The following is a 17182-nucleotide window of genomic DNA, read 5'->3' as shown; positions in this document are numbered from 1 at the left end:
AAACAAATTCATATTTGAACTTGAGTATCCTTAATAAAAAAAGAGGAGTGTTTATAATGAGAAAGACTAAAATTGTTTGTACTATTGGACCAGCAAGTGATAAGGAAGAAATTTTATCTAAAATCATAGAAGCAGGTATGAATGTTTCAAGACATAACTTTTCCCATGGAGATCATGCAGAACATGCAGGTAGAATAAACATGGTTAAAGAATTATCTATGAAATACAATAAGCAAATAGCAGTAATGCTTGATACAAAAGGACCAGAAATAAGAACAATGAAGTTTGAACCAAGCAAGGTAGAATTAACTGCAGGATCAAAATTCACTATTTATTGTGGAGAAGAAGTTGTAGGAGATACAACAAAGTGTTCAATTACTTATGTAAATTTAATTAATGATGTTAAGCCAGGAAATATGATACTTATAGATGATGGTCTTGTAGGATTAGAAGTTGAATCAGTAGAAGGAAATAAGATAAACTGTGTTGTTAAGAATACTGGAATGGTTGGAACACATAAGGGAGTTAATGTACCAGGAGTTTCAATACAATTACCAGCAATGACTGAGAAAGATATAGCAGACCTTAAATTCGGTTGTGAAATCGGAGTAAATTTAATAGCTGCTTCATTCATAAGAAAAGCTGCTGACGTTGAAGCTATAAGAAATATTCTTGTTGAAAATGGCGGAGCAGACATTCAAATATTCTCAAAGATAGAAAATCAAGAAGGTGTTGACAACATCGATGCAATTCTAGCAGTATCAGACGGTATAATGGTTGCTAGAGGAGACCTTGGAGTTGAAATTCCAATAGAAAAGGTTCCATCAGTTCAAAAGATGATTATAGAAAAGTGTAACACTGTTGGAAAGCCAGTAATAACTGCAACTCAAATGCTTGACTCAATGATGAGAAACCCAAGACCAACAAGAGCTGAGGTTTCAGACGTTGCAAATGCTATACTAGACGGAACAGATGCTATAATGCTTTCAGGAGAAAGTGCTAACGGAAGTTGGCCAGTAGAATCAGTTGAAACAATGGCAAGAATTGCAGAAGAAGCAGAACAAAAATTAAGCTATGAAGTAGCTGTTTCTCATGCTAAACAACATATTCCAGCTATAGAAGGAGTTATAAGCAGAGCAGCTTGTAATGCTTCATATGAGTTAAAGGCTAATGCAATCATTACATCAACTCAAACTGGTGCAACAGCTAGAAGAATATCACAATGCAGACCAGACTGTTCAATAGTAGCTGTAACTCCAGATGAAAGAGTTGCTAAGAAGCTTGCTTTATGTTGGGGAGTATATCCTATCGTAGCTGAAAGAGTAAACTCTACAGATGAAATGATAGAAAGATCAGTTAATGTAGCTAAAGAAAATGGATTTGTTAAAGCTGGAGATACAGTAGTAATATCTGCTGGAGTACCAGTTGGAGTTGGTGCTACAAACTTATTAAAGATCAGTGTTGTAGAATAATATTGTTTTATAAAAATGGGTAGCATAATGCTGCTCATTTTTTAATTTATTGCTATTTGATAAGGTGAAACTCCACAAGAGGAAAATGCTTTGAGGTTCTTTCACTCTTACTTTAAAAATTTCCAACGAAATAGTTTAGGTGAATTTTGATTTATAATGAGGATTAAGTACACTTAATTAATTACATAATATCGAATATATGGTTTAATGTTCAGGAGGAAATTAAAGTAATTAAAGTTTTACGATAAGTTCACAAAAAATTTACAAATATATTAAGATAAATATTAGTTTTTGTATGTATATTAATAGGAGAATATGTGAAAATAATAATAGGGATATAATGGCAACTGATTCCTATAGTCTTGCACCTGTTAAAAGGTGCTTTTTTTATAGATAAAAGCTTAATATTTATAAAAATAGCAAACTTATCAATTAAGGTATTAATTACATAAGATGAGTAAATACTATAAATATATTAATCATAAAGAAGTTCCATTCTTCATGAATTTTAAAGAAATAATTTAGTTTTAATTATTTTTAGACCCCACATTGAGAAAAAATTTGTTTATCTACATACAAAAGTTTAAGGAGTGATTGGTATGGCTAAACTAAGCTGTAACGTTGAGAGTTGTGTTAACAATGTTGGGGGAGGGTTTTGTACAGCAGCAACCATACATATTACAGGTTCAGATGCGCATAGAAGTAAGTGTACTGACTGTTCAACTTATGCACCTAAAAGCTTTAAAAATGCGTTAGCAAGTATGGCGAATACAAACTATACTGGGGAGGTTGCTCAGTTATTTTCAGCAAGTGAAATAACGATTAGTCCAAATATAATTTGTGAATCAGTTAATTGTATTTATAATAAACAAAAAGATTGCACAGCATCAAATGTGCAAATATATGGCCCACATGCAGTCTCAGATAATGGAACTGAGTGTGAAACCTTTGTAGAAAGGTAACCAGAATAAGCACCTCAATAGAGTATGCAGTTCGCCAAGCTGCATACTTTTTCATTTGGTATCACTTCCTAAAGTGAAATCTAGCTCAAGCTAGCTACACAACTTCATAACTGAATTGTCTAAGGATTAAAGTTATGTATCTTTAATATGCTCGATACCTCTTCGGATTCGTTTTGTATTATTTTAATTTATATAAACTTATTATAACAATGGATGATTTTATTGACAGCTTAATGTTTTTGAAGGAAAATTTAGATGTAATAAATAAGGAAAAGGTGATTTACTTGGTTGAAAAGAATAAAGAATACATTTTAGAGATAGTTTCTCAAGGATACGAAGGTGAAGGAATTGCAAAGATAGATGAGAGTTTCCCAATTTTTATAGAAGATGCATTAAAGGGTGAGAAAGTAAAAGTAAAGATAGTTAAAGTGAAGAAGAATTATGCTTATGGTAAGCTTATAGATATTTTAAAATCTTCTCCAGAGAGAGTAGGCCCTGTATGTTCAATATATAAGAGATGTGGGGGATGCAGACTTCAGCATACAACCTATAAAGAGCAGCTTGATTTTAAGACTGAAAGAGTTAAGGACTGCATTGTCAAGATAGGGAAGCTTAATGAAGACATAGTACATAACACTATAGGTATGGAAAATCCATATAGGTATAGAAATAAGGTGCAGCTTCCAATAGGTTTAAAGAATGAAGAATTACAAATAGGGTTCTTTGCTCCAAGAACCCATGACATAATTGATATGGAGAGTTGCCACATTCAAGATCAAATTGCCGATAAGGTAGTAACTCTTACAAGAACATGGATTAAAAAGAACAATATTAAGCCATATAATGTAGATGGACATTATGATCAAAGTGGAATTATAAGACACATAATGGTTAGAAGAGGATTTAAAACAGAAGAAGTTATGGTAGTTGTAGTAACTAATGGAGAGAAACTTCCTCATAGGGAAGAGTTCATAAATTTGATGGTAGATAATATTCCAGGTATTAAGAGCATAGTGCAAAATATAAATTCTAAATCTACTAACGTTATTTTAGGAGAAAAGTGTATAACTCTGTGGGGGTCAGATACTATAAGTGATTATATAGGAAAATTTAAGTTTAATATATCTCCATTATCTTTCTTTCAGGTTAACCCTATTCAAACAGAGGCTTTATACTCCAAAGCATTAGAATATGCAAATCTTACTGGTGATGAAGTTGTTTTTGATGCTTATTGTGGAACAGGAACCATAACGTTATTCCTTTCACAAAAAGCTAAGAAGGTTTATGGCGTAGAGATAGTACCTGAGGCTATAGAAAATGCAAAAATAAATGCTATGGACAATGGAGTAGATAATGTAGAATTTTTTGTAGGGGAATCAGAAAAAGTAATACCAGATTTAATATCTGAGGGAATAAAGGCCGATGTAGTTGTAGTAGATCCTCCAAGAAAAGGCTGTGATAAAAAACTTCTAGAAGCTATATCCTCAATTGATGCAAAGAGAATAGTATATGTTTCTTGTGATCCAAGTACTTTAGCAAGAGATCTAGCTATATTAGAGGAACTTGGCTATGAAACTAAGGAAGTACAGCCAGTCGATATGTTTCCACAAACTGCACATGTGGAGTGTGTTGCGTTGATAGATAAGAAATAAAGGTAAGGTGCCAGCCTCTTTACATTTACATTTGAGGGTTATACTAAGATATATATTTCCTCTGTTATGTTTGTACTTAAGGCAGCTACCGGTTATGTTGCAAAAGCACCACAGCAGACCACTGAAGTTGCATTAAATATCAAGCGACTTACAATAATAATCCCCGCAATTGGAAACTTAATAGTAGTCCTTATTCTAACATTTTGGTCTCCTATAACTAATGAAAAAATTGCATAACTTTCAGAGAATTTAGAAGTAAAGTATGTCTAAAAGTAAACTATAAAAATACTCGTAATAAAAATATCCATATTTCTATGTTTAAAAGTAGAGATGTGGGTATTTTATTTTATTGGATATAGCTGGAAGTGGTTTGCATTATCTTATTTTTTTATTATTCCATAAGTAATGTATAATTTTTACTTCAATTAGAAATTTGTATTTCGAAAGACAGTACCAAAATAATGGAGTAAAATATATTACAGAGAAAACACAGATATGCAGGAGGTAGAGATATGAATAATGGATTTTACTATGAAACGGAAATTGGTAAAATAGGAATTATAGAGAATGGTACGGCGATTACTCATCTGCACTTGAAAGAAAGCATTCCTCAAGATGTAAATATTATTGAAACACCTTTACTGAAAAAAGCAAATAAACAACTCCAAGAATACCTTACTGGAAAAAGGCAGACATTTGATTTGCCACTTGCACCACAAGGCACAGAATTTCAACAAAAGGTGTGGAGTGTATTACAAGAAATTCCTTATGGTAAAACCTACAGCTACAAAGATGTAGCAAAAAATATCGGCAATATAAAAGCTTCTCGTGCAGTAGGTATGGCAAACAATAAAAATCCAATTCCTATCTTTATTCCTTGTCATCGTGTCATTGGTTCTAATGGTAAATTGGTTGGTTACGCATGCGGTTTGGATGTAAAAGAAAAACTTTTAGAAATAGAAAAACAAAATGGAAACAGCTGAAACTAAGTTTTTTGAGTATGATACAACAGAAATTACTTATTTAAAACAAATACATAGAATATTAGGAAAAGCTATAGACACGCTTGGTAAGGTAGAACGTATGATTATCTCTAACCTATTTTCAGCACTGATTTATGCAAGTATAGGACAACAAATATCTATACAAGCTGTTCATACTATTTGGGATAGGATGCAAGAATGTTTTGGTGAAATCACACCGTAAAATATTTCAAAGATTTCTATACAGGAAATACAACATAGATAATGAAATACAGTAAAATCTGCTTAAACAAAGAGACCGTCAAATTAATGACGGTTTTCTTATAAACTATCAAACTTAGTATCTCGTAGTGCCATATTCCGTAAGTCATTTAGTTAATCATGATAACAGTAATTCTCACCGTATATGATTTCATGCAATCGAGCAATCTCTAAATGACCACTATCTGTTGGGTGTGGATTTGGGCTGGGCTCGCAAAAATGTGTCCAAGTGCAGACTTTCCAATTTCCGTCAGGAAATAGACCTTGAAAATGCTCGTGGACATCAACGACTTTATATTTATACATAAAACGGTAACCCAGATGACTAATTACATAATTAATCTGTTGGATATAGTTTTCTACTTTGTTGTAGTTAGGATTTACACCTGTAAGAGGATTGTATACAGTCATAACCAGTATTTCGGCTTTAGATACAATGGAATTACGAATTTCATTCATGATTTGTGGCCAGTCTTGAATAAAGGCTAAAACACCGTTAGTAGCACACGCATCGTTAATATTTCCATTAGTTATACATCTCAATAAGTTGGCTCCCCCAATACTAATTGTTATTACACTAGCATTTTTTACGTCTTCTCTGATTGAGGTATTCTGTTTAAGCTGATTGAGCAGGTTACCACTTGAAAGACCAACGACTGCATGATTTGTTAAGTCTACGCAATTATATAATGTTGATAAAAAGTCTCTAAAGTAATTAACATACCCATAGTTATTCGTTGCACCAACTCCAAGTGCAATTGAATCGCCTAATGCACTATAGTGGAAACAACAGTGAGAAGATTTAACTACCACTATAAATCGCCTCCCTTTATATAATCACTACATGATATTCATTTTTTGTCGATTTGTGACGATAATAGACTAAATAGATAGCGTATTTTGGGGCGATAAAGCTCTTATTGTGGATTTATACCAATATTAGTAGACACGAAAAATTAAATTATTTATTAATGCTTTTAGTATCATCTAGAAGCTAAAATACATGTGGAGTACGTTATGTGAGTATAAAGAACAAATAACCCAGCTTCAGGTCTTATAATGATTTTAAGTGAAAATTAAGGTGTGTTTTAAGTTGGGATTGTGACAAAAGTAGCTCATTTTACAAGTCTGTAAATTGTACATTTATTTTACAATAAAAAAACAGTATTGAGCATTATACTGACATCTCAATACTGTTTTTTAGCTGTATTTAATATTTTTGCAAGCTACTTAGCTAAAGTTTCATTTAAATTACTTCTATCACAGCCTCAAGTTGTTTCTTGGGGTGGTGCAACTTTACCTATTAATAAATACACGAAAAGAATCAGGGGTTTTGCTAATTAAGTTTTTTGATAACTTTTTCTATGATTACTGATGTACCTACTCTATTAACAAACTGATTAAAGGTTTCATTAGGTGTTAGATTCTCTTTATAAAATAATATCAGTTTCTCAAGCACCAAATGCACATCTTCACTTTTAATACGACATCTAAGATCTTCAGCAAATTTAGCGTTTGGATCTAAAGTACCTCCTATTGAAAGTGAGAATCCTTCTACATTTCCAGTATCAGTTTTTATAAGGGCGCCTTGAAGACTGATATCTGCTATTTGCTTTTGTCCACAGGAATTAGGACAACCTGTGAAATGAATACGAATTGGGTTATCAAGCTTGATATTATTATCAAGATATTCAATAATTTTTCTAGCACTGGATTTTGTTTCAACAATAGCAAGGTTGCAGAATTCTTTTCCAGTACAAGAAATAGTATGACCGATAAAACTATTTGGATTTGGTGATAAATGTTTAAAAATTGTTTCTTTCAATAAAGTTTGTACATTTTCATCATCTACTCCGGAAAGGATTATGTTTTGAGATAATGTTGTACGAAGTTTACCGTCACCATATTTATCAGAGATTTCTGCAAGCTCAAAAAGTTCATTAGAAGTAAGTTCCCCTAGTGGAACATTCATACCAATATAGCTTTTACCTTCTTGTTTTTGTGGATGAACTCCAAAATAATACGCTGAATTCCAAGAAACTAATTTATCATCGCCAGAGTTAGGAATATCACCAATGATTTCTAATAACTTTTCTTGAAATTTATCTATGCCCCAATCTGCAACCAAGAATTTTAAACGAGCACGCTGACGCTTTTCTCTATAGCCATAGTCTCTGAAAATAGTACAGACGCCTGCAGCTACTTTTTGCACATCCTCTGGTTTTACAAAGATATTAAGTTTTTTAGATAGATGAGGACTTGATGAAAGCCCACCTCCTACCCAAACATGAAAGCCAACTACTTCTTCACCATTTATATTTTTAACAGCTGGTGTAAAGGCAAGATCATTAATTTGAGCATGAGCTGCGTTGTGAATATTAGAAGATATAGAAATTTTAAATTTTCTTGGCAAATTGGAGAAATCTCTATTTAATAAAAAGAAAGTATTCACCTGTTCTATGATTTCAGTTGTATCCATAAGTTCATATTTATCTATGCCTGCCAAAGGATTTCCTATTATAGTTCTTGGACAGTCACCGCAAGCCTCAAAAGAACTAAGGCCGCAAGCTTTAAGCCTATCAAAGATATCAGGAAGCTGTTCTACAGTTAACCAATGAAACTGTATTGCACCCCTTGTAGTTATATTTGCAATACCTCGGCCGTAATCTTGTGCTATATCTGCTAAGGTTCGTGCTTGTTCTGAATTAAGTATTCCAGAGTTTATACGTACCCTAAGCATAAAGTAGCCATTTCTAGGTCTTTGCTCATAAACTCCAGCCCATTTAAATCTATTCATATCATCTTCTGTGATGGAATTATATCCTTCCTTTGAATACTTACTTATTATAGTTTCAATTACATCTAAACCATCCTTCTCAAGTTTTATTAGCTCAACTTGGTTTAGTTTGCTGGGATCTTTAGCGTATATCGATTCAAAAGACATTCTTAATCACTCCTTAACAGTTATCATTATGTATAATTTTTATCCTAGCACATATTAAAATTAAATTCTGTGATTAAAGTCACACGATGTAGGTGCCAGCCTCTTTACATTGAAGAGTTATTTATAATTGTATAGTGAAATTCAGAAAGTTATTTAAGAAGGATAAATTTTCACTAATAAACTTTAAGACCGTACTGAATTCAGTACGGTTTTTTAGTTAGTTTATTAAATTTAGAATTATTAAGGGTAATTATACCATAACTAACATGCCTTTAAGCTGGAGGAGGAGGGGGAGGAGGAATATATTCAAGAGCGGATACCTGACATAGGGAAACTAAATGGTATTTATTTTGGGTACCACCTGATGAACCTTCCCTCAATAGTACTGTGCTTAATCCTGTTGCAACAATTGGTTTATCAGAATTACTTATTATATTCTCGTGAGTTTTAGTAGTAAGCTTTCCTAAGTTTCCACCTGATTCTATCCTTTGTCGTAATTGTTCTCCACAAGTATTTTGACAACCCTCAGGAATATTACTTTTTGTTGCTATTAATGTTGAAATAATGGCTTGAACTTTAGTAGCATCAGCTTCTGTAAATTGAATATTTTCTATACCACATAATGGAATTATTGTATTGCCAAAGAGTACAAGAGTATCTGTTACTTCAGAAGGAACAGCACCAGATGATGGTACTGCATTTTGGGTTCCATTTGCAGTAATTTGAACTGATATACTCAGGTCTTTTAGTTTTTTCAATACAGCACTTAACGCTTTTAAACAACAATCCATTAAGTTGTGACCTGGAGGACCTTGATCACCCTTATCGCCTTTGTCACCCTTATCGCCTTTGTCACCTTGATCACCCTTATCGCCTTTGTCGCCTTGATCACCCTTATCACCTTTGTCACCTTTAGGTCCAGGAGGACCTGGTTTACCTGGTCTACCAGGAGGACCAGGAGGACCTGGAGGGCATATGCATCTACAACGATGTTCATAGCAACAATCATTATAACAGCAGCCCTGATGGTGTTTATAACAACGATCATTATCACAATGGTCTTGGTCATGATAATCCATAAAAATCACCCATCTTTAACATAATTATAGAACATATTAAAGAAAAACAGTTCAACATTTAAAATAGATTTATAATCAAATCTAACACAAAATACTGTGTAGTCGAGTGGAAGTCTACACATGTTCTAATATTAGTATATTTATTATTTTCACTTAGGTGCCAGCCTCTTTACATTTACATTTGAATAGGATTTAAAGAAATGGCGATAATGGTAACGAGGTGAGAGTGATGCCGAGATTACCAAGACAATTAAGTACAGGAGCAATTTATCATGTTTATCAGAGAGGAAATAATAGAGAATATATATTCGACAAGGATGAGAGTAAAGGTTTTTTTATTCACCAAGTAAAAGAGTATAATAAGAAATTTGATTTTGAGGTTTTTGCGTTTGTTATGATGGATAATCATTATCACATGATCATTAAGTTAAATAATGATCCCCTTGATAAGATTATGTTCAATATTAATAATGTATTTGCGCACTATTTTAATAAAAAATATAAAAGAACTGGTCATGTTTTTGAATCGAGATATAACTGTAAGAGGGTTGAATCTAATGCAAATTTATTATGGTTATTGAGATATATACACAGGAATCCTGTAAGGGCAAATATGGTTAATAGAGTAGATGATTATAAATGGAGTAGTCATTATTTTTATATCAATAGAATAAAGGATTTTGTAAATACACATTTTATCCTTAGTATAATTTCAAATAATAGAACTAAGAGTATAAAAAAATATCTACAGCTTATGTCTGTAGCGGGAGATAATTGCGATAATAAGAAAGACTATGAAATAATCAAGGATACATTAATTCAAAAATGGGATGTAAATGAGATAACTCTAACTTTTGATAAAAATAAGAGTTGTATGGAAAGAGAATCGCTTAACGATATAAGTAATAGAATCTTTTGTGATAAAGTACAAAAAAATCTTATATTATCTGGAAGTAGGAGGAGAGGCTTAACAAGACAAAAATTAGCTTTTATTAAGGAGGCCATAAATAATAAATATACTATAAAAGAAATTTCAAATTACTTAAACAATACAGAGCCAGCAGTAAGTTTATTGTTGTCTCGTAACAAAATGTAAATGTTAAGAGGCTGGCACCTAAAAACAACAACAAAAGGATAGGGCTATAATTTAGGATATATATAGAAATTTGAAACATATTTATATATAAAAGTGTTTTTGTATATAAAGGAGGTTAAACAGGTTGCAAAGTTAAAAACTTTACAACCTAAGAATGTATGGGAATTGAGTATAATGAAAAAAGTGAAATATTTCATTTGAAGGCAAAAGATACAAGTTATATTATGGAACTTTTTAAATCAAGATATGTGGCTAGTTTATACTGGGGAAAGAAAATAAGATCTTCTGATGTATCGCGAATATTACAAGTTAAATACAGAAGTTTTTCACCAGATACAGATCCGTCTGATCGTACTTTTTCTTTAGATACACTGCCTCAAGAATATCCCGCTTATGGAAATTCAGATTTTCGCTCACCAGCATACCAGATACAACTTAACAATGGTTCTACTATATCTAATGCCATATATAAGCAGCATAAAATTTTTCAAGGAAAAGCAAAATTGGAAGGGCTTCCGTCTACTTATGTGGAGGCAGAATATGAAGCTCAAACTTTAGAAATAGAACTTTTTGATGAGTTAATAAGATTGAGCATTATACTTTCTTATACGGTTTATGAAAACTTTGATGTAATTACAAGATCAGTGCGCTTTATTAATAGAGGACAGGAAAATATAAAAATACTCCGAGCTCTAAGTATGAATGTCGATTTTAAAGATGATTATTTTGATTTTTTGCAGCTTTCAGGAGCACATACAAGAGAGAGACAGGTTCAGAGACGGTCACTTGTTACAGGAATTCACTCTATTGAAAGCAGGCGGGGGGCTAGTAGTCATCAGGAAAACCCATTTATTGCCTTACTTCGAAAAGATTCTAATGAACATCAAGGTGAAGCTTATGGATTCAGTTTTGTATATAGTGGGAATTTTTTAGCTCAGGTTGAAGTGGATCAGTACAGAACCAGTCGTGTTTCAGTAGGAATTAATCCTTTTGATTTTAGTTGGCTACTGGAACCAGGACAGTGTTTTCAAACACCAGAAGTTGTAATGGTTTATTCAGATTGTGGCCTCAATAAAATGTCTCAAACGTATCATAAATTGTATCGTACCCGTCTTTGTAGAGGAAAGTATAGAGATAGGATAAGGCCGATATTAATTAACAACTGGGAAGCAACGTATTTTAATTTTAATTCTGAAATTTTATTAAACCTTGCTAAAGAAGCAAAAGAATTAGGAATAGAACTTTTTGTTTTGGATGATGGATGGTTTAGTCAAAGGAACTCAGATACCTGCTGCCTTGGTGATTGGTTTGTAAATAAAGCAAAAATTCCGGAAGGTCTATATGGTCTATCAAATCGCATAAATAATTTAGGAATGGAGTTTGGTTTATGGGTAGAACCAGAAATGGTATCACCTAATAGTGAATTATATAAAAACCATCCTGACTGGGTTATTCATGTTCCTAATCGACCACGTTCTGAATCTAGGAATCAGTTGATTCTTGATTTATCTCGAAAAGAAGTATGTGATATGATCATTAAAGTGATTTCAGACATTCTTGCTAGTGCTAATATAAGTTACGTAAAATGGGATATGAATAGAAATATGACAGAGATAGGATCGGCTTCGCTACCTCCAGAAAGACAAAGAGAAACAGCACATAGATACATGCTTGGATTATACAGAATCCTTGATAAAATTACATCAACTTTTCCGGATATTTTATTTGAAAGTTGCTCGGGAGGTGGAGGAAGGTTTGACCCTGGTATGCTTTATTATATGCCGCAGGTTTGGACTAGTGATAATACAGATGCAATAGCTCGTCTAGGAATTCAGTATGGAACCAGTATTGTATACCCACAAATTACAATGGGAGCTCATGTTTCAGCAGTTCCAAATCATCAAACACAAAGGATTACTTCACTGAAAATACGTGGAGATGTAGCTATGTCAGCCAATTTAGGATATGAAGTTGATCTTACAAAATTAGTGGAAGTTGAGAAGAAAATTATAAAACAGCAGGTCACTATTTATAAGGATATGAGAGAACTAGTTCAATTTGGCATATTTTATCGTCTTCTTAGTCCTTTTGAAGGAAATGAAACAGCTTGGATGATTGTTTCAGAAAATAAAGCAGAGTTTGTCGTCTATTATTACAGAGTATTGGCTGAAGCAAATGCACCTTTTAGTAGCTTAAGATTAAAGGGACTGGATCCAGAAATAGATTATCAATTGGTACAAATGGATTATAACATTTTAAGTAATGGAGAGATTTATGGTGGAGATGAACTAATGTATGCAGGTATTAATATCCCTGAATTACAAGGTGATTTTCAAAGTGTTATATGGAGATTCGAAAGACCTCAATCAAATAGTATAATAATAGATAATCCATTTAGGTACCTTAAAATAAATTGTCCATATATTAGGTACTATTAAAGATCAGCATCCTCAATTTTAAAACAATTCATGACAAATAAAAGTTAATAGGTATCGAGTCTACTAACTTTTAACTAGATTTCACTTTGCGAAATGTTTGCAAATAGTCTCGACATGCAATGCTTTTTCTAAGGGTATATAAGTGCAATTCTTAACTAATTATAAGAATTAGACTTGGTATGTAATACTTTTCTTAAAATTCTTAGTTTAGCATGAACTTATATATGTGAATTATAAATTCAGTTATGAAGTTGTGTATATATACGGCCCCGCTTTTTTCTTATTGAGAAATTCGAATAATAATTTAAAAAACATATTTAGTACGATATAATAATAATTAAAAAGTATGGGGGAGAATTATGGTAGGTATAATTAAAGTTTTAATGAAAGCCGTTAATGATATTCATGATGTAATAATAAAACAAGCTCATAGTGCAGGATATAATTTTTCGGACAAGCAACTTCATTTTATTTTAATTGGTATTGTTGGAATGTTGATTTTCGTTGCAACACAGTCGGTGTTCAGATGGCTTGCTAAGTACAGTATAACTGCTATTTCATTTATATACACTTTTACAGTGTTGATGGTTATAGTCTTTGGAATTGAAATAGGGCAAAAAATTACTAAAAGAGGAAATATGGAGTTTGCAGATATTGTAGCAGGTGTGAATGGATTTCTTTATATTTTTATAGTTTATTTAATCATAAGAATTATTACTTATTTGATGAAAAAAATTTTATCATATAGTAATAATAAAAAACATAAAAATTTATAGATGAAATGTAAATGTAAAGAGGCTGGCACCACATTAAAAACCACCAATTAGTTAATTACACTAATTGGTGGTTAAGCAAATCCTAACTCATCTAAAAAGGCTGGCTCTATTTGAATCTTCATCATCCTTTCCTATAATTATTTTTATAATACTACTATCCTTTCTTATAATTATTTTCACAATGCCATCATATTACTGTATAGCTTGTACAATTTTAATTGAAAGAAAAATATGGATTTCATAGATATTATTATATAGTTATACGTTACTCAAATACTATAAGGTACATATATGCTACATATAGCATATAATTCAATACCTATTAACTATGCACCTCATTTCTGTAAAGTATATTTAATGATTGTTTTAATATTACTTTATGAGTTAGGATCTGCAAGAAGAAGAATTAACTTACTTCTTGTTTATATTATAGCATTAATATCCAAACTAATCAACATAATATTCTGAAAATTTTTAAAATTATGAGTAAATACTCACAAAATTATGTAATATTTACAATTTAACTGGTAATTTAAAGCTTACTTATATGATTAATATAGAAATAATTCTAAATAACAACATAATTTTCTTGAATTATTTATATAAAATAATATAATAAGTGGTAAGATAAACAAGTTAAATACTTAATGAATTTAAGAAAATAATCTTAATTTTTTATGTTTTTTATATTTTAAAGTTATTATAACTTATTTAACTAAATATAATTGAATATTAAATATCTTAGGTACTTAATAGAAGTTTAATAGGGAAAGTGGTGAAAATCCGCTGCAGCCCCCGCTACTGTATACGAGGACGAATTTCAGACCACTGGCAGAGTAAGTAAATACAATGCTGGGAAGGTGAATGGAGAATGAGACGTGAGTCAGGAGACCTACCTAGGATATATGCTCTAATCCTTCGGAGGGAAGGTAAATGGCACAGGTAGTTTGAATTCTTTTGAATATCTAACTTCACCACAGTATGGTGAGGTTTTTTACTCTACGAACTTTTTGCCCTGTCATTTGCTGACAGGGATTTTTTATTTTTTGTGGATTATTAATATAATTACTAATTTTGTTACTTACATCACGGATTTTTCAGGATTAATTTGATATCATTAGTAAATAGTTCATTTAAGTCCACAAATAGGTATATGAAATAGTTTTAATATTTTTGGGAGAGTAGGTATAGACAATGAAAAGTATAATGATCACTGCACCTTCTAGTGGTAGTGGAAAGACCTTAGTAACTATGGGAATTATAAGGGCTTTAAAGAAAAGAGGTTATAATATCTCTGCTTTTAAGACTGGTCCTGATTATATAGATACAGCTTTTCTAGCTGCCGCTTCAAGTGATAATTCATATGAAACTTTAGATAATCATAGAAAAGCAGGGAATTTAGATATTCATTTACAAGGGGAAGAAGGAATTTTACAATCGCTATCATTAGCAGAAGGAGAATATTCTGTTATTGAAGGGGCAATGGGATATTTTGACGGCATATACAATACATATATTAATTCTAGTTATGATATTTCAAGAAAGTTAAAAGTTAACTCTGTGCTTGTTTACACTCCAAAGGGTGAAATGTTCTCTGCAGTACCGAAAATTAAAGGAATGGCTGAGTTTGAGGATTCAACTCTTAAGGCTGTTATATTAAATAAAGTTACTCAGCAATATTATGAGCTTTTAAAGGAACAAATTGAAAAACATACAGAACTTAAGGTCTTAGGATATATTCCTAAGATTGAAGAATTTGAGATTAAAAGTAGGCATTTAGGTCTTATACAAAGTAGAGAAATCAATGAACTTGAAAACATCATTGAAAAAGCAGCGGAATATATAAATCAAAATATTGATATGGATTTACTAATTGAGCTAATGTCAGACATACATCAGTATAAAGAACTAAATTATAAGAGAAGAAACATTACTGTTGCAATTGCATTAGACAAAGCATTTTCATTCTATTATAGAGAAACTTTACAGCTTTTTGATAAAACCTGCAATGTAGTTTATTTTTCCCCGCTTAAGGACAAAGTGCTGCCAAAGTGTGATTTTTTATATTTAGGTGGTGGATATCCGGAGGTATACAAAGATGAACTATCTAATAATATTTCTATGAGAGAATCCATTAAGAATTATATAGAAGATGGTGGCTGTGTATATGCTGAATGTGGTGGGTTTATGTATCTTACAAAATATATTGAAGATAAGGAGATGGTTGGTATATTTCAAGCTAAAAGCTCAATGACATCAAGGCTTCAAAGGTTTGGATATATAGATATCACCTTAGATTCAGATTGTATTTTAGGAAATAAGGGGGATAAACTAACTGCCCATGAATTTCATAAGTCTATAACAGAAATAAATGAAGAGGGAATTTATAAAGTACAAAAAGCAATGGGACAACAACAATGGAGCTGTGGATATTTATATAAAAATGTTTTAGCAGGATATCCTCATATAAATTTCTTAGGAAACTTAAAAAGTTTTGAACATCTTATTAATTATGTTGAAGGGAGAATTAAATAATGAAAGGTATATTAGTAATAGGACATGGAAGTAGATCACAGGAGGCAGATGAGGTATTCTTTAAAATTGTTGACATGCTTAAAAATAAGACAGGTTCTTTAGTAGAAGGCTGTTATATGGAAATATCAAAGCCGAGTATACCTGAAACCATAGAAAAAATGTATAAAGAGGGAATTAAGGACTTTACGGTATTACCTTATTTCTTATTCCCAGGAATTCATATAAAGGAAGATATTCCTGAAATACTTAAGGAAGTTGAAGAAAAGTATGAAGACATTAAAATTTCCATGGCAAATCCAATAGGATACAATGAACTCCTAGTTGATATTCTTCTAGAGAGGGTAAATGGTGAAAAACAATGTATATAAAAAACCCTAACCAGATTGAACATAAAAGCTTTGATATTATTGAAGCTGGGATGAAAGAGCATAACTTTAACGAGCAGGAGCTTAGTATAGTTAAAAGAACCATACATACCACCGGTGATTTTGACTATGAAAACATAGTGATATTTAAAAATAATGCAGTGTTAGAAGGAATAAATGCAATAAAGCCAGGTTGTAGAATAGTAACAGATACAAAGATGGCTTTTTCAGGAATAAATAAGATAGCGCTTCAGAAGGCAGGCTGTACTATAGATAATTATATAGATAATGAGGAAGTAAGAAAAATAGCTCAAGAGTTAGGGATAACTAGATCTATGGCTGCTATAGATATGGCGGCATCAAAGGGAGTAGATATTTTTGTAATTGGAAATGCTCCAACAGCTTTATTTAGAATAGGAGAGCTTTTAGAAGAGGGGAAAATTTCACCAAAGCTTATAATAGGTGTACCAGTTGGTTTTGTAGGAGCAGCTGAGTCAAAGGAATACGCAAGAACCTTCAATATGCCTACTATAACTACTGAAGGAACTAAAGGAGGAAGTAACGTAGCTGCTGCAATAGTAAATGCACTTCTTTATATGGCAGTAGGCAGGTGAAAATA

The 17182-nt window shown here is 31.9% G+C and carries 14 protein-coding genes and 1 riboswitch; of the genes, 11 read left to right on the top strand and 3 right to left on the bottom strand.

Annotated elements, in window-relative coordinates; translation table 11 throughout:
- Positions 1-56: 56 nt before the first annotated feature.
- The 5 genes from pyk to CPJCM30710_RS04280 all read left to right on the top strand — a co-directional run bounded on the left by pyk (position 57) and on the right by CPJCM30710_RS04280 (position 5292).
- Complete coding sequence (gene pyk / locus CPJCM30710_RS04300) at positions 57-1472, top strand: pyruvate kinase (RefSeq protein WP_212902948.1); 1416 nt, start codon at positions 57-59, stop codon at positions 1470-1472.
- Positions 1473-2071: 599 nt separating this feature from the next.
- The gene (locus CPJCM30710_RS04295; protein WP_212902947.1) at positions 2072-2434 is read left to right on the top strand and encodes a DUF1540 domain-containing protein; all 363 of its coding nucleotides are present in this window, start codon (positions 2072-2074) and stop codon (positions 2432-2434) included.
- A gap of 284 nt (positions 2435-2718) precedes the next feature.
- Positions 2719-4086, top strand: a complete 1368-nt coding sequence (gene rlmD, locus CPJCM30710_RS04290) for a 23S rRNA (uracil(1939)-C(5))-methyltransferase RlmD (RefSeq protein WP_212903049.1) — start codon at positions 2719-2721, stop codon at positions 4084-4086.
- Between the two features lie 512 nt (positions 4087-4598).
- Positions 4599-5069 carry a methylated-DNA--[protein]-cysteine S-methyltransferase gene (locus CPJCM30710_RS04285; protein WP_212902946.1) on the top strand — a complete coding sequence of 157 codons (471 nt, stop codon included), beginning with the start codon at positions 4599-4601 and terminating at the stop codon, positions 5067-5069.
- Positions 5056-5292: a DNA glycosylase family protein gene (locus tag CPJCM30710_RS04280; protein ID WP_212902945.1), complete on the top strand. Its 237-nt coding sequence runs from the start codon at positions 5056-5058 to the stop codon at positions 5290-5292. The genes CPJCM30710_RS04285 and CPJCM30710_RS04280 overlap by 14 nt, the downstream gene beginning before the upstream one ends.
- Before the next feature lie 152 nt (positions 5293-5444).
- Here the strand turns inward: CPJCM30710_RS04280 and CPJCM30710_RS04275 are convergent, their stop codons facing one another.
- The 3 genes from CPJCM30710_RS04275 to CPJCM30710_RS04265 all read right to left on the bottom strand — a co-directional run bounded on the left by CPJCM30710_RS04275 (position 5445) and on the right by CPJCM30710_RS04265 (position 9353).
- Positions 5445-6143: a GDSL-type esterase/lipase family protein gene (locus CPJCM30710_RS04275; RefSeq protein WP_212902944.1), complete on the bottom strand. Its 699-nt coding sequence runs from the start codon at positions 6141-6143 to the stop codon at positions 5445-5447.
- A gap of 523 nt (positions 6144-6666) precedes the next feature.
- A complete protein-coding gene (locus tag CPJCM30710_RS04270) occupies positions 6667-8274 on the bottom strand; it encodes a nitrite/sulfite reductase (protein ID WP_212902943.1) in 1608 nt (535 codons plus the stop codon).
- 272 nt (positions 8275-8546) lie between these two features.
- Complete coding sequence (locus tag CPJCM30710_RS04265) at positions 8547-9353, bottom strand: hypothetical protein (protein WP_212902942.1); 807 nt, start codon at positions 9351-9353, stop codon at positions 8547-8549.
- Between the two features lie 229 nt (positions 9354-9582).
- Here CPJCM30710_RS04265 and CPJCM30710_RS04260 point away from each other — a divergent pair, with 229 nt between their 5' ends.
- The 6 genes from CPJCM30710_RS04260 to CPJCM30710_RS04235 all read left to right on the top strand — a co-directional run bounded on the left by CPJCM30710_RS04260 (position 9583) and on the right by CPJCM30710_RS04235 (position 17177).
- On the top strand, positions 9583-10449 hold the full coding sequence (locus CPJCM30710_RS04260; RefSeq protein WP_212902941.1) for an REP-associated tyrosine transposase: 867 nt from the start codon (positions 9583-9585) through the stop codon (positions 10447-10449).
- 158 nt (positions 10450-10607) lie between these two features.
- Positions 10608-12887 (top strand): alpha-galactosidase, encoded by a 2280-nt coding sequence (locus CPJCM30710_RS04255; protein ID WP_212902940.1) that lies wholly within the window; start codon positions 10608-10610, stop codon positions 12885-12887.
- Between the two features lie 359 nt (positions 12888-13246).
- Complete coding sequence (locus CPJCM30710_RS04250; protein ID WP_212902939.1) at positions 13247-13663, top strand: hypothetical protein; 417 nt, start codon at positions 13247-13249, stop codon at positions 13661-13663.
- Positions 13664-14389: 726 nt separating this feature from the next.
- A riboswitch (cobalamin riboswitch) is annotated at positions 14390-14577 on the top strand.
- 280 nt (positions 14578-14857) lie between these two features.
- A complete protein-coding gene (locus CPJCM30710_RS04245) occupies positions 14858-16198 on the top strand; it encodes a cobyrinate a,c-diamide synthase (RefSeq protein ID WP_212902938.1) in 1341 nt (446 codons plus the stop codon).
- Positions 16198-16566 (top strand): sirohydrochlorin chelatase, encoded by a 369-nt coding sequence (locus CPJCM30710_RS04240; protein WP_212902937.1) that lies wholly within the window; start codon positions 16198-16200, stop codon positions 16564-16566. Before CPJCM30710_RS04245 ends, CPJCM30710_RS04240 begins: the two co-directional genes overlap by 1 nt.
- Entirely contained in the window at positions 16557-17177 is a 621-nt protein-coding gene (locus CPJCM30710_RS04235) for a precorrin-8X methylmutase (RefSeq protein ID WP_212902936.1), read from the top strand. Before CPJCM30710_RS04240 ends, CPJCM30710_RS04235 begins: the two co-directional genes overlap by 10 nt.
- The last annotated feature ends 5 nt before the right edge of the window (positions 17178-17182 follow it).

Source organism: Clostridium polyendosporum, from assembly GCF_018332455.1.
Lineage (GTDB): Bacteria > Bacillota > Clostridia > Clostridiales > Clostridiaceae > Clostridium_AY > Clostridium_AY polyendosporum.
Note: the sequence above shows the minus strand (reverse complement) of the source record. Positions and strands in the feature narration are given on the sequence as shown.